The sequence below is a fragment of the Escherichia sp. KCJ4928 genome, assembly GCF_004352695.1.
GTDB lineage: Bacteria > Pseudomonadota > Gammaproteobacteria > Enterobacterales > Enterobacteriaceae > ECMA0423.
Genome location: NZ_SJWV01000008.1, coordinates 1 through 26602 on the forward strand (window position 1 = coordinate 1; position 26602 = coordinate 26602).

General features: G+C 52.6%; 19 protein-coding genes. 10 read left to right on the plus strand and 9 right to left on the minus strand.

The genetic code is table 11. From position 1 onward, the window contains the following. Positions 1 to 127: 127 nt before the first annotated feature. Positions 128 to 2518 carry a quinoprotein glucose dehydrogenase gene (gene gcd / locus E0D98_RS02430; RefSeq protein WP_001307572.1) on the plus strand — a complete coding sequence of 797 codons (2391 nt, stop codon included), beginning with the start codon at positions 128 to 130 and terminating at the stop codon, positions 2516 to 2518. Between the two features lie 46 nt (positions 2519 to 2564). Here the strand turns inward: gcd and cueO are convergent, their stop codons facing one another. Continuing rightward, a complete protein-coding gene (gene cueO, locus E0D98_RS02435; protein ID WP_001189600.1) occupies positions 2565 to 4115 on the minus strand; it encodes a multicopper oxidase CueO in 1551 nt (516 codons plus the stop codon). 165 nt (positions 4116 to 4280) lie between these two features. Between cueO and E0D98_RS02440 the strand changes: the two genes are divergently transcribed. The 3 genes from E0D98_RS02440 to speD all read left to right on the plus strand — a co-directional run bounded on the left by E0D98_RS02440 (position 4281) and on the right by speD (position 6410). After that, positions 4281 to 4628, plus strand: a complete 348-nt coding sequence (locus E0D98_RS02440) for a YacC family pilotin-like protein (RefSeq protein WP_001295568.1) — start codon at positions 4281 to 4283, stop codon at positions 4626 to 4628. A 105-nt stretch (positions 4629 to 4733) separates the two neighbouring features. Then, complete coding sequence (speE, locus tag E0D98_RS02445) at positions 4734 to 5600, plus strand: polyamine aminopropyltransferase (protein WP_000818411.1); 867 nt, start codon at positions 4734 to 4736, stop codon at positions 5598 to 5600. 15 nt (positions 5601 to 5615) lie between these two features. Continuing rightward, positions 5616 to 6410: an adenosylmethionine decarboxylase gene (gene speD, locus E0D98_RS02450; protein ID WP_000734287.1), complete on the plus strand. Its 795-nt coding sequence runs from the start codon at positions 5616 to 5618 to the stop codon at positions 6408 to 6410. 37 nt (positions 6411 to 6447) lie between these two features. On the opposite strand, the gene yacL is transcribed toward speD, so the two are convergent. Together yacL and acnB are read right to left on the minus strand one after the other, a co-directional pair. Further along, on the minus strand, positions 6448 to 6810 hold the full coding sequence (yacL, locus tag E0D98_RS02455) for a protein YacL (protein WP_000384306.1): 363 nt from the start codon (positions 6808 to 6810) through the stop codon (positions 6448 to 6450). A 175-nt stretch (positions 6811 to 6985) separates the two neighbouring features. Next, positions 6986 to 9583, minus strand: a complete 2598-nt coding sequence (gene acnB / locus E0D98_RS02460; RefSeq protein ID WP_001307570.1) for a bifunctional aconitate hydratase 2/2-methylisocitrate dehydratase — start codon at positions 9581 to 9583, stop codon at positions 6986 to 6988. Between the two features lie 354 nt (positions 9584 to 9937). Between acnB and E0D98_RS02465 the strand changes: the two genes are divergently transcribed. Further along, positions 9938 to 11695 carry a DUF3300 domain-containing protein gene (locus E0D98_RS02465; protein ID WP_050877043.1) on the plus strand — a complete coding sequence of 586 codons (1758 nt, stop codon included), beginning with the start codon at positions 9938 to 9940 and terminating at the stop codon, positions 11693 to 11695. A gap of 70 nt (positions 11696 to 11765) precedes the next feature. On the opposite strand, the gene lpdA is transcribed toward E0D98_RS02465, so the two are convergent. The 4 genes from lpdA to pdhR form a co-directional block, all read right to left on the minus strand. After that, positions 11766 to 13190, minus strand: coding sequence for a dihydrolipoyl dehydrogenase (gene lpdA / locus E0D98_RS02470; RefSeq protein WP_000102485.1), 1425 nt, complete (start codon positions 13188 to 13190; stop codon positions 11766 to 11768). Between the two features lie 324 nt (positions 13191 to 13514). Continuing rightward, the gene (gene aceF, locus E0D98_RS02475; protein ID WP_000963518.1) at positions 13515 to 15407 is read right to left on the minus strand and encodes a pyruvate dehydrogenase complex dihydrolipoyllysine-residue acetyltransferase; all 1893 of its coding nucleotides are present in this window, start codon (positions 15405 to 15407) and stop codon (positions 13515 to 13517) included. Positions 15408 to 15421: 14 nt separating this feature from the next. Further along, positions 15422 to 18085: a pyruvate dehydrogenase (acetyl-transferring), homodimeric type gene (gene aceE / locus E0D98_RS02480; protein WP_000003820.1), complete on the minus strand. Its 2664-nt coding sequence runs from the start codon at positions 18083 to 18085 to the stop codon at positions 15422 to 15424. Between the two features lie 160 nt (positions 18086 to 18245). Further along, the gene (pdhR, locus tag E0D98_RS02485; protein WP_000331776.1) at positions 18246 to 19010 is read right to left on the minus strand and encodes a pyruvate dehydrogenase complex transcriptional repressor PdhR; all 765 of its coding nucleotides are present in this window, start codon (positions 19008 to 19010) and stop codon (positions 18246 to 18248) included. 540 nt (positions 19011 to 19550) lie between these two features. Here pdhR and aroP point away from each other — a divergent pair. After that, entirely contained in the window at positions 19551 to 20924 is a 1374-nt protein-coding gene (gene aroP / locus E0D98_RS02490; protein ID WP_000969915.1) for an aromatic amino acid transporter AroP, read from the plus strand. Positions 20925 to 20966: 42 nt separating this feature from the next. Here aroP and ampE read toward each other — a convergent pair whose 3' ends face one another. Next, on the minus strand, positions 20967 to 21821 hold the full coding sequence (gene ampE / locus E0D98_RS02495; protein ID WP_000172005.1) for a beta-lactamase regulator AmpE: 855 nt from the start codon (positions 21819 to 21821) through the stop codon (positions 20967 to 20969). Next, positions 21818 to 22369: a 1,6-anhydro-N-acetylmuramyl-L-alanine amidase AmpD gene (gene ampD / locus E0D98_RS02500; RefSeq protein WP_000923721.1), complete on the minus strand. Its 552-nt coding sequence runs from the start codon at positions 22367 to 22369 to the stop codon at positions 21818 to 21820. Before ampD ends, ampE begins: the two co-directional genes overlap by 4 nt. A gap of 87 nt (positions 22370 to 22456) precedes the next feature. Between ampD and nadC the strand changes: the two genes are divergently transcribed. The 4 genes from nadC (at position 22457) to hofC (ending at position 26580) form a co-directional block, all read left to right on the plus strand. Continuing rightward, positions 22457 to 23350, plus strand: a complete 894-nt coding sequence (gene nadC, locus E0D98_RS02505; RefSeq protein ID WP_001135174.1) for a carboxylating nicotinate-nucleotide diphosphorylase — start codon at positions 22457 to 22459, stop codon at positions 23348 to 23350. Positions 23351 to 23552: 202 nt separating this feature from the next. Continuing rightward, a complete protein-coding gene (gene ppdD / locus E0D98_RS02510; protein ID WP_000360895.1) occupies positions 23553 to 23993 on the plus strand; it encodes a prepilin peptidase-dependent pilin in 441 nt (146 codons plus the stop codon). A 9-nt stretch (positions 23994 to 24002) separates the two neighbouring features. Then, entirely contained in the window at positions 24003 to 25388 is a 1386-nt protein-coding gene (gspE, locus tag E0D98_RS02515; protein WP_001025174.1) for a type II secretion system protein GspE, read from the plus strand. Next, positions 25378 to 26580: a protein transport protein HofC gene (gene hofC / locus E0D98_RS02520; protein ID WP_000157236.1), complete on the plus strand. Its 1203-nt coding sequence runs from the start codon at positions 25378 to 25380 to the stop codon at positions 26578 to 26580. The genes gspE and hofC overlap by 11 nt, the downstream gene beginning before the upstream one ends. Positions 26581 to 26602: the final 22 nt, after the last annotated feature.

Genomic DNA, 26602 nt, shown 5'->3' on the forward strand with positions numbered 1-26602 from the left:
GTATACCAGTAAAACTATTCATTCGCGGAATCTGTTAATAAAGCTCGAATTGTGATGACGATCACACATGTTAAAACCTATAATTAATTGCTACTAAAATATTAATGAATTGAAATGGTGTCTCTTTATGGCAATTAACAATACAGGCTCGCGACGATTACTCGTCACGCTAACAGCCCTTTTTGCAGCGCTTTGCGGGCTGTATCTACTCATTGGCGGAGGCTGGCTGGTCGCGATTGGCGGCTCCTGGTACTACCCTATCGCTGGTCTTGTGATGCTCGGCGTCGCCTGGATGCTGTGGCGCAGTAAACGTGCCGCGCTTTGGCTGTACGCAGCCCTGCTGCTCGGCACCATGATTTGGGGCGTCTGGGAAGTTGGTTTCGACTTCTGGGCGCTGACTCCGCGCAGCGACATTCTGGTCTTCTTCGGCATCTGGCTGATCCTGCCGTTTGTCTGGCGTCGCCTGGTCATTCCTGCCAGCGGCGCAGTTGCCGCACTGGTGGTGGCACTGCTGATTAGCGGTGGTATCCTGACCTGGGCCGGATTTAACGATCCGCAGGAAATCAACGGCACCTTAAGCGCCAATGCCACACCTGCGGAAGCTATCTCACCCGTTGCCGATCAGGACTGGCCTGCCTATGGTCGCAATCAGGAAGGTCAACGCTTTTCACCTCTGAAACAAATTAACGCCGATAACGTCCATAATCTGAAAGAAGCCTGGGTGTTCCGTACTGGCGATGTGAAGCAGCCGAACGATCCGGGCGAAATCACCAATGAAGTGACGCCGATTAAAGTGGGCGACACCCTTTACCTGTGTACCGCTCACCAGCGCCTGTTTGCGCTCGATGCCGCCAGCGGCAAAGAGAAATGGCATTACGATCCTGAGCTGAAAACTAACGAGTCTTTCCAGCACGTAACCTGCCGTGGCGTCTCTTATCATGAAGCCAAAGCAGAAACGGCTTCGCCGGAAGTGATGGCGGATTGCCCGCGTCGTATCATTCTTCCGGTCAATGATGGTCGACTGATTGCGATTAACGCTGAAAACGGCAAACTGTGCGAAACCTTCGCCAATAAAGGCGTGCTCAATCTGCAAAGCAATATGCCAGACACCAAACCGGGTCTGTATGAACCGACTTCGCCACCGATTATCACCGATAAAACCATCGTGATGGCCGGTTCAGTTACCGATAACTTCTCAACCCGCGAAACGTCTGGCGTGATCCGTGGTTTTGATGTCAACACCGGGGAGCTGCTGTGGGCTTTTGATCCCGGCGCGAAAGATCCGAACGCAATCCCGTCTGACGAACACACCTTTACCTTTAACTCGCCAAACTCCTGGGCACCAGCGGCCTATGACGCGAAGCTGGATCTGGTCTATCTGCCGATGGGCGTGACCACGCCGGATATCTGGGGCGGTAACCGCACACCGGAACAGGAACGTTATGCCAGCTCGATTCTGGCGCTGAATGCCACTACCGGGAAACTGGCGTGGAGCTACCAGACCGTTCACCACGACCTGTGGGACATGGATCTTCCGGCACAGCCGACGCTGGCGGACATCACCGTTAATGGTCAGAAAGTGCCAGTTATTTACGCTCCGGCGAAAACCGGCAACATTTTTGTGCTCGATCGTCGCAATGGCGAACTGGTGGTTCCGGCCCCGGAAAAACCGGTGCCGCAAGGTGCTGCGAAAGGCGATTACGTTACTCCGACCCAGCCGTTCTCTGAACTGAGCTTCCGTCCGAAGAAAGATTTGAGCGGTGCGGATATGTGGGGAGCCACCATGTTTGACCAACTGGTGTGCCGCGTGATGTTCCACCAGTTGCGCTATGAAGGCATTTTCACGCCGCCATCTGAACAGGGCACGCTGGTCTTCCCGGGTAACCTGGGAATGTTTGAATGGGGCGGGATTTCCGTTGATCCAAATCGTGAAGTGGCAATTGCCAACCCAATGGCACTGCCGTTTGTTTCGAAACTGATCCCACGCGGTCCGGGTAACCCGATGGAGCAGCCGAAAGATGCCAAAGGCACGGGTACGGAATCCGGCATTCAGCCACAGTACGGTGTACCGTATGGTGTCACGCTCAACCCGTTCCTCTCACCGTTTGGTCTGCCGTGTAAACAGCCAGCATGGGGTTATATCTCGGCGCTGGACCTGAAAACCAATGAAGTGGTGTGGAAGAAACGTATTGGTACGCCGCAGGACAGTATGCCGTTCCCGATGCCTGTACCGGTGCCGTTCAATATGGGTATGCCGATGCTGGGCGGGCCAATCTCCACGGCGGGTAACGTGCTGTTTATCGCCGCTACGGCAGATAACTACCTGCGCGCTTACAACATGAGCAACGGTGAAAAACTGTGGCAGGGTCGTTTACCAGCGGGTGGTCAGGCTACGCCAATGACCTATGAAGTGAATGGTAAGCAGTATGTGGTGATCTCCGCAGGCGGTCACGGTTCATTTGGTACGAAGATGGGCGACTATATTGTGGCTTATGCGCTGCCGGATGATGTGAAGTAACCATAATGCCCGGAGAAATCCGGGCATATTTCCGAATACGGTCTTTTTATACCGTAAACCCTAACATCATCCCCGTATCTTCATGCTCCAGCAGATGGCAGTGCGCCATATAAGCATGTTCTTTCGGTGCGTCGTGATTAAACTTCACCAGCACTTCACTGACATTGCCTTCTACCTTAACGGTATCTTTCCAGCCCGCGCGATGAGCCGCTGGCGGTTTGCCATTTTCTGACAAGATACGGAACTGGGTGCCGTGAATATGGAACGGATGCAGCATCATGTCGCCCACGCCAGAGATAACCCAACGTTCGTACTGCCCTTTCGCCGCCGCAAACATCGGCTTATTCATATCAAACGCCTGACCGTTGATTTTATTGGCATGGTGGAAATCGAACTTCCCGCCGTGGTTCATATGATTCATATTACCGTGCCCCATATGGCCCATCATCTGGCTGTGATCCATTCCAGCCATCGCCTGATCGCCATATTTCTCCATTAGCATCTGCATACCCATCATATCGAGCATCGGGTCCATAGAAAGTTGCAGCTTGCGTACCGTCAGCCCTTCCAGCGAAGGTAACGCAGGCAGGCTACTTAATGTGTCTGGCAAAGCACCGGAGGCACTAATAGCAATCGGCTGAATCCGCATTACCGGATGCGGCTTGTCAAACGGCGCAATCGCCATCCCCATCTGGCTGACCGGTAGCGTCACCAGGTCAAAGGGTTTGTTGTCGTTAACCTCCACCAGCACTTCAAAACGCTCGCCCATCAGCACCGGCAGCTCGCTCACCTTCACCGGTTCAGGTAGCAGACCACCGTCGCTGGCAATCACATACAGCGGGCGATTGTCGCTGGTGGCGAAATTGAGCGAGCGGGCATTACAGCCATTGAGCAAACGCAGGCGCAGCCAACCACGCGGGGCAGCGTGTTGTGGGTAGATTGCACCGTTGGTCAGCAGCGTATCGCCAAACCAGCCCACGGCGGCGGTCATCACATCCAGTTGATAATCAATCTGCCCATCAGCGTTAAATTTTTTATCCTGAACAATCACCGGAACATCATCGATACCCCACTGTTTTGGCAGCATTAATTTCAGGATCTCGTCATCTTCAATTACCACCAGCCCAGCCAACCCCATCGCCACCTGTCGCCCGGTCTTGCCATGTTGATGTGGATGGAACCAGCAAGTAGCGGCAGGTTGATCAACGTTCAACGTCACCGAGCGCTTGCCACCTGGCAGAATAATTCCCTGCGGGCCGCCGTCGACTTCACCCGGTACTTCCAGCCCGTGCCAGTGCAACGTCGTCTCTTCCGTCAGTTGGTTATAGATATCAACCGTTACCGCTTTGCCGCGCTGTAATTTCACCGCCGGCCCCAGCAGATTGCCGTTATAGCCCCAGGTAGTTGCAGTTTTCTCGCCAAAGGTAGACTGACCTGCGCCAATAGTTAACTGAATGCGATTACGGGCATCGGTCGTGAGCAAATCAGGGATCGGTAACGTTGGGCGTTCCGCCGCAAAGACTGCGCGGCTCCACAGCGGCAAGGCTGAAGCCACACCCAGCGCGACGGAATATTTTAAGAAATCACGACGTTGCATAGTTATTTCCTTATTCTTAAGCAGGCGAAACAAAATCAAACGTTGAGCATAGTCCTTCCCCTTACGGGAAGGTCAAGCCGCAGACACAATTTAATCGACAATAATGGTCGTCGCCTCGCTCGCAGTGTGCTAACGTTTATCTTCTTTAAGCCCCTGGTAGAAGCAATGAAGACGTTTTTCAGAACAGTGTTATTCGGCAGCCTGATGGCCGTTTGCGCAAACAGTTACGCGCTCAGCGAGTCTGAAGCCGAAGATATGGCCGATTTAACGGCAGTTTTTGTCTTTCTGAAGAACGATTGTGGTTACCAGAACTTACCTAACGGGCAAATTCGTCGCGCACTGGTCTTTTTCGCCCAGCAAAACCAGTGGGATCTCAGTAATTACGACACCTTCGACATGAAAGCCCTCGGTGAAGACAGCTACCGCGATCTCAGCGGCATTGGCATTCCCGTCGCTAAAAAGTGCAAAGCCCTGGCCCGCGATTCCTTAAGCCTGCTTGCCTACGTCAAATAATCCCTGATACCTTTTTGTAGAAATATTGACCGTGCATCCGCGGTCAATGTTAGCTATTATGTTGCGCCCTTTTTTTACGGGTGTTAACAAAGGAGGTATCAACCCATGGCCGAAAAAAAACAGTGGCATGAAACGCTACACGACCAGTTTGGGCAGTACTTTGCGGTAGATAACGTTCTGTATCATGAAAAGACCGATCACCAAGATCTGATCATTTTTGAGAACGCTGCATTTGGTCGCGTAATGGCGCTGGATGGCGTAGTACAAACCACCGAGCGCGACGAGTTTATCTATCATGAGATGATGACCCATGTTCCGCTACTGGCCCACGGTCACGCGAAACATGTGCTGATTATCGGCGGCGGCGACGGTGCCATGCTGCGTGAAGTAACCCGACATAAAAACGTTGAGTCAATCACGATGGTGGAAATCGATGCGGGTGTCGTGTCGTTCTGCCGTCAGTATCTGCCCAACCATAACGCCGGTAGCTACGACGATCCGCGCTTTAAGCTGGTGATCGACGATGGCGTCAATTTCGTTAATCAAACCAGCCAGACCTTTGATGTCATTATCTCCGACTGCACCGATCCTATCGGTCCCGGCGAAAGTCTGTTCACCTCAGCATTTTATGAAGGCTGCAAACGTTGCCTGAATCCTGGCGGTATCTTCGTCGCACAAAACGGCGTCTGCTTTTTACAGCAGGAAGAAGCCATCGACAGCCATCGCAAACTCAGCCATTACTTCAGCGACGTTGGCTTTTATCAGGCGGCGATCCCGACCTATTACGGCGGTATCATGACTTTTGCATGGGCGACAGATAACGACGCCTTACGCCATCTCTCAACCGAAATTATTCAGGCGCGTTTTCTCGCTTCTGGCCTGAAATGCCGTTATTACAATCCGGCAATCCATACGGCAGCTTTTGCCTTACCTCAGTATCTGCAAGACGCACTGGCTTCACAGCCGTCCTAAGGAGAAGATAAGAAATTGAAAAAACTGAAACTGCATGGCTTTAATAATCTGACCAAAAGTCTGAGTTTTTGTATTTACGATATCTGCTACGCCAAAACTGCCGAAGAGCGCGACGGTTATATTGCTTATATCGATGAACTCTATAATGCCAACCGTCTGACCGAAATCCTGTCAGAAACCTGTTCCATTATCGGGGCCAATATTCTTAACATCGCCCGCCAGGATTACGAACCACAGGGTGCCAGCGTCACTATTCTGGTGAGTGAAGAACCGGTTGACCCGAAACTCATCGACAAAACAGAACACCCCGGCCCACTGCCAGAAACGGTGGTTGCCCATCTCGATAAAAGTCATATTTGCGTACATACCTACCCGGAAAGTCATCCTGAAGGCGGTTTATGTACCTTCCGCGCCGATATTGAAGTCTCTACCTGCGGCGTGATTTCTCCGCTGAAGGCGCTGAATTACCTGATCCACCAGCTTGAGTCCGATATCGTAACCATTGATTATCGCGTGCGCGGTTTTACTCGCGACATTAACGGTATGAAGCACTTTATCGACCATGAGATTAATTCGATTCAGAACTTTATGTCTGACGATATGAAGGCGCTGTATGACATGGTGGATGTGAACGTCTATCAGGAAAATATCTTCCATACCAAGATGTTGCTTAAAGAGTTCGACCTTAAGCACTACATGTTCCACACCAAACCGGAAGACTTAACCGACAGCGAGCGCCAGGAAATTACCGCTGCGCTGTGGAAAGAGATGCGCGAGATTTATTACGGGCGCAATATGCCAGCTGTTTAACGGCTCTGGCGGAGCTCCCAGGCTCCGCCAGATTTATTTACTTCTGCTGCACGAAATTACGGTAAGCCGCCACGACCTGCAGAAAATCCTCAACGCCGCATAGCGACAGGCTTTCTTCGTCGTAGTAGTTCATCCCCTCTTCCATTTCATCGCCAGCGAATTCCAGTTGATTGGCGCGAACCATCACCTCTTCACCGTCCATCCACAGGGTGTATTCATGCCCTGCCCGTTGCCAGGACCGTTCGCTACCTTTCAGTGCGTGCGCTGCTTGTTCCACTTCATCAAGCAAGGCCAGGTTTTCTTTCACCTCTTCATTAAACCAGTGCCCGACCACTTCATGCCCCATGGACATACGCACCTTTACCACTCCGGTAATATCGCGCAGAAATTCGTAATCCATAGTGTGTTCCTCTGCTCCCGGCAATGCGCCGAAATCGCATTGCGCCATTGATGTAATTATCGCAGCCTTACCGGAGAAAAACAGCGGAACGGCGATGGTTTAGAGATAAAAAAATGCCCGGGAATCTCATTCACCGGGCATTGTGTCGTTTATGCGCAGCGCGTGCGCTTACTTATTAAACCGCAGTCTGGAAAATCACACCATCGGCTTTTTCAGTGTACTGAGAAAGCTGGTTGAAGTTCAGGTAACGGTAAGTATCAACGGCAGTTTTATCCACCTGCGCCACGTAGGTCTGGTACTCTTCCGGCGTCGGTAGTTTGCCAATCAGCGCCGCAACAGCAGCCAGTTCCGCAGAAGCCAGGAAGACATTCGCGCCAGTCCCCAGACGGTTCGGGAAGTTACGGGTCGAGGTGGAAACCACCGTCGCGCCGTCTGCCACACGCGCCTGGTTACCCATACACAGGGAACAGCCAGGGATCTCGATACGCGCACCACTCTTACCGAAGACGCTGTAGTAGCCTTCTTCAGTCAACTGCGCGGCGTCCATACGGGTTGGCGGTGCCACCCACAGGCGGGTCGGCAGTTGGCCTTTGTGCGCATCCAGCAGTTTACCCGCAGCACGGAAGTGACCGATGTTGGTCATGCAGGAACCGATAAATACTTCGTCGATCTTCTCACCCTGTACCGCAGACAGCGGACGCGCGTCATCCGGGTCGTTCGGTGCACAGAGGATTGGCTCTTTAATATCCGCCAGATCGATGTCGATCACTGCCGCGTATTCAGCATCTGCATCGGCTTCCAGCAGCTCAGGATTCGCCAGCCATTTTTCCATGCCCTGAATACGACGTTCCAGGGTGCGACGATCGCCGTAACCTTCCGCGATCATCCACTTCAGCAGGACGATGTTAGAGTTCAGGTATTCGATGATCGGTTCTTTGTTCAGCTTGATGGTACAACCAGCGGCAGAACGCTCGGCGGACGCATCGGTCAGTTCAAATGCCTGCTCAACTTTCAGATCCGGCAGACCTTCAATTTCCAGGATGCGGCCAGAGAAGATGTTTTTCTTGCCTTTCTTCTCAACGGTCAGCAGACCTTGTTTGATCGCATACAGCGGAATGGCATGTACCAGATCGCGCAGGGTGATGCCCGGCTGCATTTTGCCTTTGAAGCGCACCAGAACGGATTCCGGCATATCCAGCGGCATTACGCCTGTTGCGGCTGCAAATGCCACCAGACCAGAACCCGCCGGGAAAGAGATACCGATCGGGAAACGGGTATGGGAATCACCACCGGTACCGACGGTATCCGGCAGCAGCATACGGTTCAGCCAGGAGTGAATGACGCCGTCACCCGGACGCAGCGACACACCGCCACGGTTCATAATGAAGTCAGGCAGCGTGTGGTGCGTGTTCACGTCAACTGGCTTCGGATACGCCGCGGTGTGGCAGAAAGACTGCATCACCAGGTCAGCCGAGAAGCCCAGGCACGCCAGGTCTTTCAGTTCATCACGGGTCATCGGGCCGGTGGTGTCCTGGGAACCTACAGAAGTCATTTTCGGTTCACAGTACGCGCCCGGACGAATGCCTTTCACGCCACAGGCACGGCCTACCATTTTTTGCGCCAGCGAGAAGCCGCGATCGCTCTCAGCGACATCTTTCGCCTGACGGAACACATCACTGTGCGGCAGACCAAGTGCTTCACGCGCTTTGGTGGTCAGGCCACGCCCGATAATCAGCGGAATACGGCCACCAGCACGCACTTCATCAATCAGCACGTCGGTTTTCAGTTCGAAGGTCGCCAGCAGTTCGCCGGTTTCGTGGTTACGCACTTCACCTTTGTACGGGTAAACGTCAATCACGTCGCCCATGTTCAGGTTAGAGACGTCGACTTCGATTGGCAGTGCACCCGCGTCTTCCATCGTGTTAAAGAAGATGGGTGCAATTTTACCGCCGAGGCACAAACCACCGCCGCGTTTGTTCGGCACATGTGGAATATCATCGCCCATAAACCACAGAACGGAGTTAGTGGCGGATTTACGCGAAGAACCCGTACCCACAACGTCACCGACGTACGCCAGCGGGAAACCTTTCTGTTGCAGAGCTTCGATTTGCTTGATCGGACCAACAACACCAGGCTGGTCTGGCTCAATACCTTCACGGGCGTTTTTCAGCATCGCCAGCGCGTGCAGTGGGATATCCGGGCGTGACCACGCATCCGGTGCCGGAGAAAGGTCATCGGTGTTAGTTTCGCCAGTGACTTTGAAGACGGTAACGGTCAGTTTTTCAGCCAGCGCCGGGCGATTCAGGAACCATTCGGCATCCGCCCAGGACTGCATAACCTGCTTCGCATATTCGTTGCCTGCTTTCGCTTTCTCTTCTACGTCATAGAAGTTATCGAACATCAGCAGCGTGTGAGAAAGTGCTTTGGCAGCAATAGGTGCCAGTTTGGCATCATCCAGCGCGTCGATCAGCGGATGAATGTTGTAACCACCCTGCATGGTGCCCAGCAGTTCGATGGCTTTTTCCGGAGTCAGCAGAGGGGATTTGGCTTCGCCTTTCGCGATAGCAGCCAGGAAGCCTGCTTTGACATAGGCGGCTTCATCGACGCCTGGGGGAACACGGTTGGTTAACAGATCTAACAGGAATTCTTCTTCGCCCGCGGGCGGGTTTTTCAGCAGCTCTACAAGTGCGGCCATTTGGTTTGCATCCAGGGGTTTGGGCGCAATCCCCTCAGCGGCACGCTCAGCTACGTGCTTACGGTATTCTTCTAGCACGACGGTTCTCCTCGCTCTCATTGTCATAGTGCGGCAGGCGATTCTCTTCACGCTCCTGTGAGACAGCAGTTTGTAGGGTAAATGCCCAGTACCGCAACGGGCAGAATAGCAGGATTTTGACGATGTGTTAATCTGTTTACAAAAAAGCAACATAAAAAAGTGGCTGAATCGTTAAGGATGGTCTAGAGATTGTTTCCCTCCGTAAAAACTTCGTTAATTCGCATGGTGATAATCACCTTTCTCAACGAATCCCAAGATTAGTCAAAATTTAAACTACCGCCTCTTTATACTCGGATTCACAGCACCTGCGGGTGGCAGTTCGCCGACCATTGCGATTTCCTTGAGATCCGAATTATGAAAATGACTTTGCCGTTTAAACCCCATGTGCTGGCGCTAATTTGCAGTGCCGGGCTTTGTGCCGCCTCTACCGGGCTATATATAAAAAGCCGCACAGTGGAAGCGCCTGTGGAACCGCAATCGACACAACAGACTGCGCCTGACATCACCGCAGTTACGCTTCCTGCAACGGTTTCCGCACCGCCCGTAACGCCCGCCGTCGTCAAATCCGCATTCAGCACTGCACAAATCGATCAATGGGTTGCGCCTGTCGCGCTGTACCCCGATTCTCTGCTTTCACAAGTGTTAATGGCATCAACCTATCCGGCAAACGTTGCTCAAGCAGTGCAATGGTCGCACGATAATCCACTTAAACAAGGCGATGCTGCTATTCAGGCGGTATCTGACCAGCCGTGGGACGCCAGCGTTAAATCACTGGTGGCCTTTCCACAATTGATGGCATTGATGGGCGAAAACCCGCAATGGGTGCAAAACCTGGGCGATGCTTTTCTGGCGCAGCCGCAGGACGTGATGGACTCGGTACAGCGATTGCGGCAACTGGCGCAACAAACCGGTTCGCTGAAGTCATCAACCGAACAAAAAGTTATTACCACAACGAAGAAAGCTGTACCGGTAAAACAGACAGTCACGGCACCCGTCATACCATCCAATACCGTTTTAACTGCCAGCCCCGTCATTACAGAGCCTGCAACAACCGTCATTTCCATTGAGCCCGCCAATCCTGATGTGGTCTATATTCCCAACTACAACCCAACCGTGGTTTACGGGAACTGGGCCAATACTGCGTATCCGCCGGTTTATCTGCCACCACCAGCCGGAGAACCGTTTATTGACAGCTTTGTGCGCGGATTCGGCTATAGCATGGGTGTTGCTACCACGTACGCACTATTCAGCAGCATCGACTGGGATGACGACGATCATGACCATCATCATCATGACGATGATGATTATCATCACCACGATGGCGGTCATCGTGACGGTAATGGCTGGCAACACAACGGCTACAACATCAATATCGACGTCAACAATTTCAACCGTATCACCGGTGAGCATCTTACTGATAAGAATATGGCATGGCGGCACAATCCAAACTACCGTAATGGTGTGCCCTATCATGATCAGGATATGGCAAAGCGGTTTCATCAAACCGATGTCAACGGCGGAATGAGCGCCACGCAGCTACCTGCTCCAACACGCGACAGCCAGCGTCAGGCGGCAGCAAGTCAGTTTCAGCAACGAACACACGCCGCCCCCGTCATTACACGAGATACCCAACGTCAGGCAGCGGCACAGCGGTTTAATGAAGCTGAAAACTATGGGAGCTATGACGACTTCCGCGACTTCAGCCGTCGCCAACCACTGACCCAGCAACAAAAGGACGCCGCTCGTCAGCGTTATCAGTCGGCCTCGCCTGAGCAGCGCCAGGCAGTCCGCGAGAAAATGCAGACTAACCCACAGATCCAGCAGCGAAGAGACGCAGCGCGTGAGCGTATTCAGTCAGCCTCGCCTGAGCAGCGCCAGGTGTTTAAGGAAAAAGTACAGCAGCGCCCACTGAACCAACAGCAACGTGATAACGCCCGCCAGCGTGTTCAATCAGCATCACCTGAACAACGTCAGGTTTTTCGGGAAAAAGTTCAGGAGAGCCGCCCACAACGTCTAAACGACAGTAACCATACTGTCAGGCTGAATAACGAGCAACGGTCAGCAGTACGCGAACGTCTCTCTGAGCGCGGAGCAAGGCGACAGGAAAGGTAAATTGCAGACGTAAAAAAAGCGGCGTGGTTAGCCGCTTTTTTAATTGCCGGATGTTCCGGCAAACGAACAATTACTTCTTCTTCGCTTTCGGGTTCGGCAGGTCGGTAATGCTACCTTCGAACACTTCTGCCGCCAGGCCCACAGACTCGTGCAGAGTCGGGTGCGCGTGGATGGTCAGTGCGATGTCTTCAGCATCACAACCCATTTCGATTGCCAGGCCGATTTCACCCAGCAGCTCGCCGCCGTTGGTACCGACAATCGCACCACCGATCACACGGTGAGATTCTTTGTCGAAAATCAGCTTGGTCATACCGTCTGCGCAGTCGGAAGCGATAGCACGACCAGAAGCAGCCCACGGGAAGGTGGCGGTTTCATAGCTGATGCCTTTCTCTTTCGCTTCTTTCTCAGTCAGACCTACCCATGCAACTTCTGGTTCGGTATAGGCGATGGACGGGATAACTTTCGGATCGAAGTAGTGTTTCTTACCGGCGATAACTTCAGCGGCAACGTGACCTTCGTGAACACCTTTGTGTGCCAGCATCGGCTGACCGACGATATCGCCGATAGCAAAGATGTGCGGTACGTTGGTACGCAGCTGTTTGTCAACGCGGATGAAACCACGGTCGTCCACTTCCACGCCAGCTTTGCCTGCGTCGAGGTTTTTACCGTTCGGCACACGACCAATCGCTACCAGCACGGCGTCGTAACGCTGCGGTTCAGCGGGTGCTTTTTTGCCTTCCATCGTCACATAAATACCGTCTTCTTTCGCTTCAACGGCGGTAACTTTGGTTTCCAGCATCAGGTTGAATTTCTTGCTGATACGCTTGGTGAAGACTTTAACGATGTCTTTGTCAGCTGCCGGGATAACCTGGTCGAACATTTCAACCACGTCAATCTGTGAACCCAGCGCGTGGTATACGGTGCCCATTTCCAGACCGATGATACCGCCACCCATTACCAGCAGGCGTTCTGGTACTTCTTTCAGTTCCAGCGCGTCAGTGGAGTCCCAGATACGCGGATCTTCATGCGGAATAAACGGCAGTTGGATCGGGCGAGAACCCGCTGCAATGATCGCATTGTCGAAGTTGATCACGGTTTTGCCGTTCTCACCTTCAACTTCCAGGGTGTTAGCCCCGGTGAATTTACCCAGACCGTTGACCACTTTGACTTTGCGGCCTTTCGCCATACCAGCCAGACCACCGGTCAGCTGATTGATTACTTTCTCTTTCCAGGTACGAATCTTGTCAATATCGGTTTTCGGTTCGCCGAAGACGATACCGTGTTCAGCCAGCGCTTTGGCTTCTTCGATAACTTTTGCTACGTGCAGCAGTGCTTTAGAAGGGATACAGCCGACGTTCAGGCAAACACCGCCAAGGGTGTTGTAACGTTCTACGATTACGGTTTCCAGACCTAAATCAGCGCAACGGAAGGCAGCGGAGTAACCTGCGGGGCCTGCCCCAAGTACCACGACCTGAGTTTTGATTTCAGTACTCATCATGACCTCTATATATTTATCTCCGGCGGTCATACCCGTCGTCTTTCAGGCCGCAGCGGCGTTAGCTTCACGCCCTCACCCCAGTCACTTACTTATGTAAGCTCCTGGGGATTCTGGCGCTTGCTACCTTGCTGCACCCAGAAATCCATAGGGTATGTGAAGTAATACCCTAACCACCACCGGGTCGTTCTATCCGTCGGTATTTTACAAAATTGTTAACAATTTTTAAACAACAAACGGCAACCGATTTGTCTATTCGCTAATAACCTCAATACATTCATGAGATTACCAGAAAAAAGCCGGCCGTTGGGCCGGCTCTTTTACTTACATCACCAGACGGCGAATGTCAGACAGCGTGTTGTTAATGATGGTAATGAAACGGGCACCATCAGCACCGTCGATCACGCGGTGGTCGAAGGAGAGAGAAATCGGCAGCATCAGACGCGGCACGAACTCTTTACCATTCCACACCGGCTCCATCGCGGACTTGGAAACGCCGAGGATAGCCACTTCCGGCGCGTTCACAATCGGCGCGAAGTGGGTAGTACCCAGGCCGCCGATGCTGGAGATGGTGAAGCAACCGCCCTGCATTTCGCCCGCAGTCAGCTTACCGTCACGCGCTTTCTTAGAAATAGTCATCAGCTCGCGAGACAGCTCGATGATGCCTTTCTTGTTGACGTCTTTGAATACCGGAACAACCAGACCGTTCGGGGTATCCACCGCCACACCGATGTTGATGTATTTCTTCAGGGTCAGACGCTGACCGTCTTCCGACAACGAACTGTTGAAGCGAGGCATCTGCTCAAGAGCTGCAGCAACGGCTTTCATGATGAAGACAACCGGGGTGATCTTCACATCCAGCTTACGTTTCGCCGCTTCTTCGTTCTGCTGTTTACGGAACGCTTCCAGCTCGGTGATATCGGTTTTGTCGAAGTGAGTAACATGCGGGATCATCACCCAGTTACGGCTCAGGTTCGCACCAGAAATTTTCTGGATACGGCCCAGTTCCACTTCTTCGATTTCACCAAACTTGCTGAAGTCCACCTTCGGCCACGGCAGCATGCCTGGGATACCGCCGCCAGTCGCCGCCGGAGCTGCTTCTGCACGTTTGATAGCTTCTTTCACGTAAGCCTGAACGTCTTCGCGCAGGATACGACCTTTACGGCCAGTGCCCTTCACTTTCGCCAGGTTAACGCCAAACTCGCGTGCCAGACGGCGGATCAGCGGAGTCGCGTGAACGTAAGCGTCGTTTTCAGCAAATTCAGATTTGCCTTCGGCTTTCGCAGCCGGAGCTGCTGCCGGAGCTTCAGCTTTTGCTGCCGGAGCCGGCGCTGCCGCTTCCTGTTTCGCCGGAGCCGCCGCAGGCGCTGCGCCTTCAACTTCGAAGATCATAATCAGCGAGCCAGTTTTCACTTTATCGCCAACGTTGACTTTCAGTTCCTTCACGACGCCTGCAAACGGAGCCGGAACTTCCATAGAAGCTTTGTCGCCTTCTACGGTAATCAGTGACTGTTCAGCGGCAACTTTGTCGCCCACTTTCACCATCACTTCGGTCACTTCAACTTCGTCACCGCCGATATCCGGAACGTTAACTTCTTTCACGCCAGCCGCTGGTGCAGGGGCCGCTGCCGGAGCCGCTTCCTGTTTAGCCGCCGGAGCTGCCGCGCCTGCTTCACCCGCGACTTCGAAGACCATAATCAGCGAGCCGGTAGACACTTTGTCACCCACGTTCACTTTGATCTCTTTCACGGTGCCAGCAAACGGAGCCGGAACTTCCATAGAAGCTTTATCGCCTTCTACGGTGATCAGCGACTGTTCAGCTTCAACTTTATCGCCAACTTTCACCAGGATTTCGGTCACTTCAACTTCGTCGCTGCCGATATCCGGAACGTTAACGTCTTTTGCCGCCGCAGCCGCGGGTGCTGCTGCCGGAGCTGCTTCTTTCTTCTCTTCTGCCTGAGCAGGTGCAGCGTCTGCTGCACCGTCGGCGGAATCGAAAATCATAATCAGTGCGCCGGTCTGGGTTTTATCGCCAACAGAGACTTTGATCTCTTTAACGATACCCGCCTGCGGAGACGGAACTTCCATAGAGGCTTTGTCGCCTTCTACGGTGATCAGCGACTGTTCGGCTTCAACTTTGTCGCCCACTTTGACCAGGATCTCGGTGATTTCAACTTCATCAGCCCCGATGTCCGGTACTTTGATTTCGATAGCCATTATTCTTTTACCTCTTACGCCAGACGCGGGTTAACTTTATCTGCATCGATGTTGAATTTGGCGATTGCGTCAGCAACCACTTTCTTATCGATTTCGCCACGTTTAGCCAGTTCGCCCAGCGCCGCAACCACGACATAAGAAGCATCAACTTCGAAGTGGTGACGCAGGTTCTCACGGCTGTCGGAACGACCGAAGCCATCAGTACCCAGTACGCGGTAGTCGTCAGCCGGTACGTAAGTACGGACCTGCTCAGCGAACAGTTTCATATAGTCGGTAGATGCCACTGCCGGAGCGTCGTTCATCACCTGAGCGATATACGGAACGCGCGGAGTTTCCAGCGGATGAAGCATGTTCCAGCGTTCACAATCCTGACCATCACGCGCCAGCTCGGTGAAGGAGGTCACGCTATAAACGTCAGAACCTACGCCGTAATCTTTCGCCAGGATCTCTGCCGCTTCACGGACGTGACGCAGGATAGAACCGGAGCCCAGCAGCTGAACTTTACCTTTGCTACCTTCAATGGTTTCGAGTTTGTAGATACCTTTACGGATACCTTCCTCAGCACCTTCCGGCATTGCCGGCATGTGGTAGTTTTCGTTCAGCGTAGTGATGTAGTAGTAAACGTTCTCTTGTTTTTCACCGTACATACGCTCCAGACCGTCATGCATGATGACAGCAACTTCGTAAGCGTAAGCCGGGTCGTAAGAGATACAGTTCGGGATAGTCAGCGACTGAATGTGGCTGTGACCATCTTCGTGCTGCAGACCTTCACCGTTCAGGGTGGTACGACCGGAAGTACCGCCGATCAGGAAGCCACGCGCTTGCTGGTCGCCAGCCGCCCAGCACAGATCGCCGATACGCTGGAAGCCGAACATCGAGTAATAGATGTAGAACGGGATCATCGGCAGATTGTTGGTGCTGTAAGAGGTCGCCGCTGCCAGCCAGGAACAACCTGCGCCCAGCTCGTTGATCCCTTCCTGCAGAATCTGACCTTTCTCGTCTTCTTTATAGTAAGCAACCTGCTCGCGGTCCTGCGGGGTGTACTGCTGACCGTTCGGGCTGTAAATACCAATCTGACGGAACAGACCTTCCATACCGAAAGTACGCGCTTCGTCGGCGATGATCGGTACCAGACGATCTTTGATCGACTTGTTCTTCAGCATTACGTTCAGGGCACGAACGAAAGCGATAGTGGTAGAGATCTCTTTGCTCTGCTCTTCCAGCAGCGCGCCGAAGTCTTGCAGGCTCGGCAGCTCAAGCTTCTCGGTGAAGTTCGGCTGACGGCTTGGCAGATAACCGTGCAGTTTCTGACGCTGTGCATGCAGATAGGTATGCTCTTCAGAACCTTCCGGGAAGGTGATGTACGGCAGTTTTTCGATATCTGCATCAGACACCGGCACATTGAAACGGTCGCGGATGTGACGCACGCCGTCCATGTTCATTTTCTTAACCTGGTGCGCGATGTTTTTACCTTCAGCCGCGTCGCCCATGCCGTAACCTTTAATGGTATGAGCAAGGATTACTGTCGCTTTGCCTTTGGTTTCCTGCGCTTTCTTGAATGCAGCGTAGATTTTCTTCGGATCGTGACCACCACGGTTCAGTGCCCAGATCTGCTCGTCAGTCCAGTCTGCAACCAGTGCTGCGGTTTCAGGATATTTACCGAAGAAGTGTTCACGAACGTACGCACCATCTTTCGATTTGAAGGTCTGGTAGTCGCCGTCAACGGTTTCGTTCATCAGCTGGATCAGTTTACCGCTGGTATCTTTACGCAGCAGTTCATCCCAACGGCTACCCCACATCACTTTGATCACGTTCCAGCCAGCACCTTCGAAGATGCCTTCCAGTTCGTTGATGATCTTGCCGTTACCGGTGACCGGGCCGTCAAGACGCTGCAGGTTACAGTTGATAACGAAGACCAGGTTATCCAGTTTTTCACGGGTAGCGATGGTGATCGCACCTTTGGATTCCGGTTCGTCCATTTCACCGTCGCCGAGGAACGCGTAAACGGTCTGTTTAGAGGTATCTTTCAGGCCACGGTGTTCCAGATATTTCAGGAATTTAGCCTGGTAAATAGCACCAATCGGCCCCAGACCCATAGATACGGTCGGGAACTGCCAGAATTCCGGCATCAGTTTCGGGTGCGGATAGGAAGAGAGGCCATTGCCGTGAACTTCCTGACGGAAGTTATCCAGCTGCTCCTGAGTCAGACGACCTTCCAGGAAAGCACGAGCGTACACGCCCGGGGAGATGTGGCCCTGGAAGTAAACCAGGTCGCCGCCATCCTGCTCGTTGCGTGCACGGAAGAAGTGGTTAAAGCACACATCATAAATGGTTGCGGAAGACTGGAAGGACGCCATATGGCCGCCCAGTTCGAGGTCTTTTTTCGACGCACGCAGCACCGTCATGATGGCGTTCCAGCGGATAGCTGAACGAATACGGCGTTCCAGTTCCAGATTACCCGGATACTCCGGTTGTTCTTCAACGGGGATGGTGTTGATGTAGTTGCTGATACCTGTGCCTGCGGCTACGTTTACACCGCCTTTGCGGGCTTCAGCAAGCAGTTGGTCGATCAGATACTGAGCACGCTCAACACCTTCTTCACGGATGACCGATTCGATCGCCTGGAGCCAGTCGCGAGTTTCGATCGGATCCACGTCATTTGGGAAACGTTCTGACATGGGTTATTCCTTATCTATCTAATAACGTTGAGTTTTCTGGAACCTGTCCCATTGAACTCTCGCCGGAAAGCTCAATAAGACAGGTTCTACGTTTAGTTGCCGCGCTTTTATATGCGCTTGATTTACAACATCTTCTGGATAATTTTTACCAGAAAAATCACTAATTCTTTCGTTGCTCCAGACGACGCAGAGAACGCTCACGGCGGCTCTCTTCACGACTTCTGTCGAGCAAAATTTCTTCGATAAAGGCCAGATGGCGATGCGATGCTTCGCGCGCTTCTTCCGGCTTACCGGCCATAATCGCTTCAAATATGCGGGTGCGGTGACTACTCACCAGCGGCAGCATCTCGCGACGCGAATAGAGCAATTCGAAGTTCTGGCGGACATTCTGGGCCAACATCGGCTCCATACACCTTAGCAGATGAAGCAGAACCACATTGTGGGCCGCTTCGGTGACGGCAATCTGATACTGGAGTACGGCGTTTGATTCCGCGTCCAGATCGCCAGACTGCTGCGCCAGCTCTATGGCGTGGTGGAGTTCACGGATGCGTTCCTTGTCTTCATCGGTACTACGCAGCGCGGCGTAATAAGCGGCGATACCTTCCAGGGCGTGTCGTGTTTCGAGCAAGTCATACTGTGACTCAGGATGGTCGGAGAGCAGCTCCACCAGCGGATCGCTGAAGCTTTGCCATAGGCTGCTCTGGACAAAAGTGCCGCCACCCTGGCGACGAAGCAACAAGCCCTTCGCTTCGAGACGTTGAATCGCCTCACGCAAGGAGGGACGGGAGACGTCAAACTGTTTTGCCAGTTCGCGTTCCGGTGGGAGTTTTTCGCCCGGGCGGAGAGTGCCTTCGAGGATCAAAAACTCCAGTTGCTGCTCAATCACATCGGAGAGTTTTGGTTGGCGGATTTTGCTGTAGGCCATGAGTTCCTGTCTTAAGCCACTTGCCGAAGTCAATTGGTCTTACCAATTTCATGTCTGTGACGCTAAAGTAACAAAGTATTCACCTTATGTCCATACAGGTTTTGATTGAAATCATGAAACTGTGCACATTTTAACAACTTGACATATATAACGTTTCAAAGTTGTAACTATGCACAAATGTAGACTTTACGTAGGAAAGGAGTTTTTTAACGATTATTAAACTATAAAAATCCGAATTGAACCGATTCACTTACCAATTTTGTGTTTTTTAATTCAATTAAAACGAATTTAAATTCATTCTACATATTGAGAGGGGTTGAGGCTGAGCTTTACAAACGGTTTCTTTTTAAGCAACTCATCTTCAACCATGCATAAAGCGGGTGCATTCGCTGCCGCATACCATTATTCTTGATCTGACGGAAGTCTTTTTGTAACAATTCAAACTTCTTTGATGTAAACAAATTAATACAACAAACGGAATTGCAAACTTACACACGCATCACTGCGTAGATCAAAAAAACAACCACCGCACGAGGTTTCATGATGGAAGGTCAACAGCACGGCGAGCAGCTAAAGCGCGGCCTTAAAAACCGCCATATTCAGCTTATCGCGCTGGGTGGCGCGATAGGGACCGGGTTATTCCTGGGTAGCGCCTCCGTAATACAGTCCGCAGGGCCAGGGATTATCCTGGGTTACGCCATTGCTGGTTTTATCGCCTTTCTGATCATGCGTCAGCTGGGTGAAATGGTGGTCGAAGAACCTGTCGCAGGCTCCTTTAGCCACTTTGCTTATAAATACTGGGGCAGTTTTGCCGGTTTCGCCTCTGGCTGGAACTACTGGGTACTGTACGTTTTAGTTGCCATGGCTGAGCTGACTGCCGTGGGTAAATACATTCAGTTCTGGTATCCGGAAATCCCCACCTGGGTTTCTGCCGCCGTATTCTTTGTGGTGATTAACGCCATCAACCTGACCAACGTTAAAGTGTTTGGCGAGATGGAGTTCTGGTTTGCCATTATCAAAGTTATCGCGGTGGTAGCGATGATCATCTTCGGCGGCTGGCTGCTATTCAGTGGCAACGGCGGCCCGCAGGCGACCGTTAGCAACCTGTGGGATCAGGGTGGTTTCCTGCCGCACGGCTTCACCGGGCTGGTGATGATGATGGCGATTATCATGTTCTCGTTCGGTGGTCTGGAACTGGTGGGGATCACCGCAGCAGAAGCTGATAACCCGGAGCAAAGTATACCGAAAGCAACTAACCAGGTTATCTACCGCATCCTGATTTTCTATATTGGTTCGTTAGCCGTTCTGCTCTCACTGATGCCGTGGACCCGCGTTACCGCCGATACCAGTCCGTTTGTGCTGATCTTCCACGAGTTAGGCGATACCTTTGTGGCGAATGCGCTGAACATCGTGGTACTGACTGCGGCTCTCTCCGTGTACAACAGCTGCGTATATTGCAACAGCCGTATGCTGTTTGGTCTGGCACAACAGGGTAATGCGCCAAAAGCGCTGGCGTCTGTCGATAAACGTGGTGTACCAGTAAATACCATTCTGGTGTCTGCACTGGTAACGGCGTTGTGCGTACTGATTAACTACCTTGCCCCAGAGTCCGCTTTCGGACTGTTAATGGCGCTGGTGGTATCTGCACTGGTAATCAACTGGGCGATGATTAGCCTGGCGCATATGAAATTCCGTCGCGCCAAGCAGGAACAAGGCGTGGTAACTCGCTTCCCTGCTCTGCTTTATCCGCTGGGTAACTGGATCTGCCTGCTGTTTATGGCGGCGGTACTGGTGATTATGCTGATGACCCCAGGAATGGCGATTTCGGTATACCTGATCCCGGTATGGCTGATCGTGTTAGGTATCGGCTATCTGTTTAAAGAGAAAACCGCCAAAGCCGTAAAAGCGCATTAATCTCTCTACGCCCTCACCCGTACAGGGTGAGGGCAATAATCTTTACACCAACGCCCCGTAAATCGTCAGTAGTGCAATCACCACCACGACCACGAACGAGGTTTTCTTCGCCATTGAAACCGCTGCCTTCGGCGTCTCCACCTTATCGACATGCGGTTCACGCGCCAGAGAGAACTGCGCCAGACGCGTTAACACCTGATACTGCGAAGTATGGAAATCACCCAGCGAAGCAAACCAGGCCGGTAACGCTTTCTCACCATGACCGATCAAGGCATATACCACACCCGCAAGACGAACCGGCACCCAATCCAGTACATGAAGCACGGCATCAATGCCGGACTGTAAACGATGATGCGGCGTCTGATATCGCGCCAGCCAGTATTGCCATGCACGCAAAAACGCATACCCCATCAGCGTAACGGGTCCCCAGGTTCCCCCCACAATCAGCCAGAACAGCGGTGCAAGATAAAAACGAAAGTTAATCCACAGCAATGCATTTTGCAGCTCACGCAAATACTCACGTTCGTCGCAGCCTGCCGGGACGCCGTGAATCATGGTGAGTTCGCCAGCCATCGTGGCACGGGCATGGCTATCATTACGTGAAGCAGCTGTCAGATAAGCATGATAATGAAGACGAACTTTACCTGCGCCAATACACAGCAAACCAATCAGCAGCCACACCAGTAGCGTGGGAACGTTGAACAATACTCCCTGCAATGCGCGTAACAGTAAAAAAGTCACGCCCATCGCAATAATGGTCATGCCTAACGTGCGCCCGAGAGAAAAATGTTTCACCCGCCGAAAGAACGCTTCAAGACGATGATCAAGCTGCCAGTGCTCGCCCAACTTAAACAGGCGCTCGAAAATTAACACCAGTAAGGTTGTAAATAGCGTCATGTTGTCTCCTTGCTGACCAGCACACGAAACCGTGCCCAATCAAATGCAGGACCGGGATCGGTTTTCCGATCCGGCGCAATATCACAATGGCCCGTCATGTTTTTAGCGATATCCGGATAGCAATCAATCAGTGCCCGCGTAACCGCCGCAAGCTGTTGATACTGCGCATCGGTATACGCCAGCGTATCGGTGCCTTCAAGCTCAATCCCAATAGAAAAATCATTGCAGCGTTCGCGCCCCTGATACTGAGAGACTCCCGCATGCCATGCACGTTTATCGAAAGGAACATACTGGACTATTTCACCATCACGGCGAATCAAACAGTGAGCGGAGACGCGCAAATGGGCGATCTCAGCAAAGAAAGGATGTGCCTGCGGATCAATAGTTCCAGTGAATAATGCGTCGATCCACGGACCGCCAAACTCGCCTGGCGGCAGGCTAATATTGTGCACCACCAGCAGGGTGGGTGTTTCGTCATCCGGGCGGCAATCGTAATGTGGTGAGGGAACGCGGCGCGCGCCAACCAGCCACCCCTGTTCTAACAACATGCAGGATCTCCTTATATGTGGTGCTAATACCCGGTTCAGAGTAGCATGTTTCTACCTTATGATTCGTTAGCTATCTGGAGTTTTAACATGCCGCCTCGCCGCTATAACCCTGACACCCGACGTGACGAGCTGCTGGAACGCATTAATCTCGATATCCCCGGCGCGGTAGCCCAGGCGCTGCGGGAAGATTTAGGCGGAACAGTCGATGCCAACAATGATATTACGGCAAAACTTTTACCGGAAAATTCTCGCTCTCATGCCACGGTGATCACCCGCGAGAATGGCGTCTTTTGCGGCAAACGCTGGGTTGAAGAGGTGTTTATTCAACTGGCAGGCGACGATGTCACCATAATCTGGCATGTGGATGACGGCGATGTCATCAATGCCAATCAATCCTTGTTCGAACTTGAAGGCCCATCCCGCGTGCTGTTAACGGGCGAACGCACTGCGCTTAATTTTGTGCAAACCCTTTCAGGAGTTGCCAGTAAGGTACGCCACTATGTCGAATTGCTGGAAGGCACCAACACGCAGTTGTTGGATACGCGCAAAACCTTACCCGGCCTGCGTTCAGCTCTGAAATACGCGGTACTTTGCGGCGGCGGAGCGAATCACCGTCTGGGGCTTTCTGATGCCTTCCTGATCAAAGAAAACCATATTATTGCCTCCGGCTCAGTGCGCCAGGCGGTCGAAAAAGCGTCCTGGCTGCACCCGGATGCGCCAGTAGAAGTCGAAGTAGAGAATCTGGAAGAACTTGATGAAGCCCTGAAAGCAGGAGCCGATATCATCATGCTGGATAACTTCGAAACAGAACAGATGCGCGAAGCCGTCAAACGCACCAACGGCAAGGCGCTACTGGAAGTGTCTGGCAACGTCACTGACAAAACACTGCGTGAATTTGCCGAAACGGGCGTGGACTTTATCTCCGTCGGTGCGCTAACTAAACACGTACAAGCACTCGACCTTTCAATGCGTTTTCGCTAATAGTTGACAGATTTATCCGCTCCATCGCGGGCGGATAATCTCCCCTTCCCCAACTTTCTTCGTAACGCCTCGCAAATTTCTTGTCTTTCGCTGCAACGAAATAAAAAACCTCGGAATCTGCTTTCCCGTTTCGTTTTTTGCCCCTCGCCTGTGCTGATGGCGTTTGCCAAAGTAGCGCCAACCAAATCAAGGAGCGAAACAGATGGACAAGCAACGCGGTTTTACACTTATCGAACTGATGGTGGTTATTGGCATCATTGCCATTTTAAGCGCCATTGGTATTCCCGCTTATCAAAACTACCTGCGCAAAGCCGCACTCACCGACATGCTACAAACCTTTGTGCCTTACCGTACCGCCGTAGAGTTGTGCGCGCTGGAACATGGTGGATTAGATACCTGCGACGGTGGCAGCAATGGCATTCCCTCGCCTACCACCACCCACTATGTTTCAGCCATGAGTGTGGCAAAAGGCGTGGTGTCGCTGACCGGGCAAGAAAGTCTCAATGGACTAAGCGTCGTCATGACACCGGGTTGGGATAACGCAAACGGCGTCACCGGCTGGACGCGCAACTGCAATATTCAAAGTGACAGCGCATTGCAGCAAGCCTGCGAAGATGTCTTCCGCTTTGATGACGCCAACTAAGGAGCGGCAATGAATATTCCACAGCTCACGGCCCTGTGTCTGCGTTATCAGGGAGTCTTGCTGGATGCCAGCGAAGAAGTGGTTCATGTTGCGGTGGTCGATGCCCCCTCACATGAGTTGCTGGACGCATTGCATTTCGCTACCACCAAACGTATTGAGATCACCTGCTGGACGCGCCAACAAATGGAAGGTCACGCCAGTCGCACACAACAGACATTGCCCGTAGCTGTTCAGGAGAAGCATCAGCCCAAAGCAGAGTTGCTAGCTCGAACGTTACAATCTGCGCTGGAACAACGCGCGTCTGATATTCATATCGAACCAGCGGACAATGCCTACCGCATCCGCTTGCGTATCGACGGCGTATTGCATCCTTTACCGGATGTTTCACCGGATGCCGGAGTCGCATTAACCGCCAGATTAAAAGTGCTGGGAAACCTGGATATTGCGGAACATCGCCTGCCGCAGGACGGGCAATTCACTGTCGAACTGGCAGGAAACGCCGTCTCATTTCGTATTGCGACCTTACCATGTCGGGGTGGTGAAAAGGTGGTATTAAGGTTGTTACAGCAGGTGGGTCAGGCACTGGATGTCAACACGCTTGGAATGCAGCCGTTACAACTGGCGGACTTTGCTCATGCCTTGCAACAACCACAGGGACTGGTGCTGGTAACTGGCCCTACCGGCAGCGGCAAAACGGTCACGCTTTATAGTGCCCTGCAAACGCTGAATACCGCTGACATTAATATTTGTAGCGTCGAAGATCCGGTTGAGATCCCCATAGCCGGACTAAACCAGACGCAAATCCATCCGCGTGCCGGGCTCACCTTTCAGGGCGTTTTGCGTGCGTTATTGCGCCAGGATCCTGACGTCATCATGATCGGAGAGATCCGCGATGGCGAAACAGCAGAGATCGCTATTAAAGCGGCGCAAACTGGTCACCTGGTGTTGTCTACCCTACACACTAATTCCACCTGCGAAACGCTGGTACGTTTACAGCAAATGGGGGTCGCCCGCTGGATGCTATCATCGGCGCTTACGCTGGTAATAGCCCAGCGTCTGGTACGCAAACTTTGCCCACATTGTCGCCGGCAGCAAGGGGAGCCCATCCATATTCCAGTCAATGTATGGCCGTCGCCGCTGCCCCACTGGCAGGCACCCGGTTGTGTACATTGCTACCACGGTTTTTATGGTCGTACGGCCTTATTTGAAGTTCTGCCCATAACGCCGGTCATTCGTCAGCTTATTTCCGCTAATACCGACGTTGAATCGCTGGAAACGCACGCACGACAGGCGGGTATGTGTACGCTTTTTGAAAACGGCTGCCTGGCCGTGGAGCAAGGCTTAACCACCTTTGAAGAGTTAATCCGCGTACTGGGGATGCCGCATGGCGAGTAAGCAACTCTGGCGCTGGCATGGCATAACCGGCGACGGCAATGCGCAAGATGGGATGCTATGGGCAGAGAGCCGTGCTTTGCTGCTCATGGCACTACAGCAACAGATGGTTACCCCACTTAGCCTGAAGCGAATCGCCATCAATTCTGCGCAGTGGCGAGGAGATAAAAGCGCGGAAGTCATTCATCAACTGGCGACGCTACTCAAAGCCGGGTTAACGCTTTCTGAAGGGCTGGCACTGCTGGCGGAACAGCATCCCAGTAAGCAATGGCAAGCGTTGCTGCAATCGCTGGCGCACGATCTCGAACAGGGCATTGCTTTTTCCAATGCCTTATTACCCTGGTCAGAGGTATTTCCGCCACTCTATCAGGCGATGATCCGCACGGGTGAACTGACCGGTAAGCTGGATGAATGCTGCTTTGAACTGGCGCGTCAGCAAAAAGCCCAGCGTCAGTTGACCGAAAAAGTGAAATCAGCGTTGCGCTATCCCATCATCATTTTAGCGATGGCAATCATGGTGGTTGTGGCAATGCTGCATTTTGTTCTGCCGGAGTTTGCCGCTATCTATAAGACCTTCAACACCCCACTACCGGCACTAACGCAGGGGATCATGACGCTGGCAGACTTTAGTGGCGAATGGGGCTGGCTGCTGGTGTTGTTCGGCTTTCTGCTGGCGATAGCCAATAAGTTGCTGATGCGCCGCCCTACCTGGCTTATCGCGCGGCAGAAATTGTTGTTACGAATCCCGATTATGGGTTCACTGATGAGGGGACAAAAACTCACGCAGATCTTTACGATTCTGGCGCTGACACAAAGTGCAGGCATTACTTTTTTACAGGGCGTAGAGAGCGTCAGAGAAACAATGCGCTGCCCGTACTGGGTGCAACTTCTGACACAAATCCAGCACGATATCAGTAACGGTCATCCCATCTGGCTGGCGCTAAAAAATGCCGGTGAGTTTAGCCCGCTCTGTTTGCAATTAGTGAGAACGGGAGAGGCATCCGGCTCGCTGGATCTCATGTTAGACAACCTCGCCCATCATCATCGGGATAACACAATGGCGCTGGCGGATAACCTCGCAGCCTTACTGGAACCGGCGTTGCTGATCATAACGGGAGGAATTATCGGTACGCTGGTGGTGGCGATGTATCTGCCAATTTTCCATTTAGGCGATGCGATGAGTGGGATGGGATAACGCTGGCGTGTTGCTCCACGCC

Coding starts and splice junctions, on each gene's coding strand:
- aceE (WP_000003820.1), bottom strand. CDS start 18,085: ATGTCAGAACGTTTCCCAAATGACGTGGATCCGATCGAAACTCGCGAC.
- E0D98_RS02465 (WP_050877043.1), top strand. CDS start 9,938: ATGAAAATGACTTTGCCGTTTAAACCCCATGTGCTGGCGCTAATTTGC.
- gcd (WP_001307572.1), top strand. CDS start 128: ATGGCAATTAACAATACAGGCTCGCGACGATTACTCGTCACGCTAACA.
- ampD (WP_000923721.1), bottom strand. CDS start 22,369: ATGTTGTTAGAACAGGGGTGGCTGGTTGGCGCGCGCCGCGTTCCCTCA.
- E0D98_RS02440 (WP_001295568.1), top strand. CDS start 4,281: ATGAAGACGTTTTTCAGAACAGTGTTATTCGGCAGCCTGATGGCCGTT.
- ampE (WP_000172005.1), bottom strand. CDS start 21,821: ATGACGCTATTTACAACCTTACTGGTGTTAATTTTCGAGCGCCTGTTT.
- nadC (WP_001135174.1), top strand. CDS start 22,457: ATGCCGCCTCGCCGCTATAACCCTGACACCCGACGTGACGAGCTGCTG.
- aceF (WP_000963518.1), bottom strand. CDS start 15,407: ATGGCTATCGAAATCAAAGTACCGGACATCGGGGCTGATGAAGTTGAA.
- yacL (WP_000384306.1), bottom strand. CDS start 6,810: ATGGATTACGAATTTCTGCGCGATATTACCGGAGTGGTAAAGGTGCGT.
- hofC (WP_000157236.1), top strand. CDS start 25,378: ATGGCGAGTAAGCAACTCTGGCGCTGGCATGGCATAACCGGCGACGGC.
- lpdA (WP_000102485.1), bottom strand. CDS start 13,190: ATGAGTACTGAAATCAAAACTCAGGTCGTGGTACTTGGGGCAGGCCCC.
- ppdD (WP_000360895.1), top strand. CDS start 23,553: ATGGACAAGCAACGCGGTTTTACACTTATCGAACTGATGGTGGTTATT.
- gspE (WP_001025174.1), top strand. CDS start 24,003: ATGAATATTCCACAGCTCACGGCCCTGTGTCTGCGTTATCAGGGAGTC.
- pdhR (WP_000331776.1), bottom strand. CDS start 19,010: ATGGCCTACAGCAAAATCCGCCAACCAAAACTCTCCGATGTGATTGAG.
- speE (WP_000818411.1), top strand. CDS start 4,734: ATGGCCGAAAAAAAACAGTGGCATGAAACGCTACACGACCAGTTTGGG.
- aroP (WP_000969915.1), top strand. CDS start 19,551: ATGATGGAAGGTCAACAGCACGGCGAGCAGCTAAAGCGCGGCCTTAAA.
- cueO (WP_001189600.1), bottom strand. CDS start 4,115: ATGCAACGTCGTGATTTCTTAAAATATTCCGTCGCGCTGGGTGTGGCT.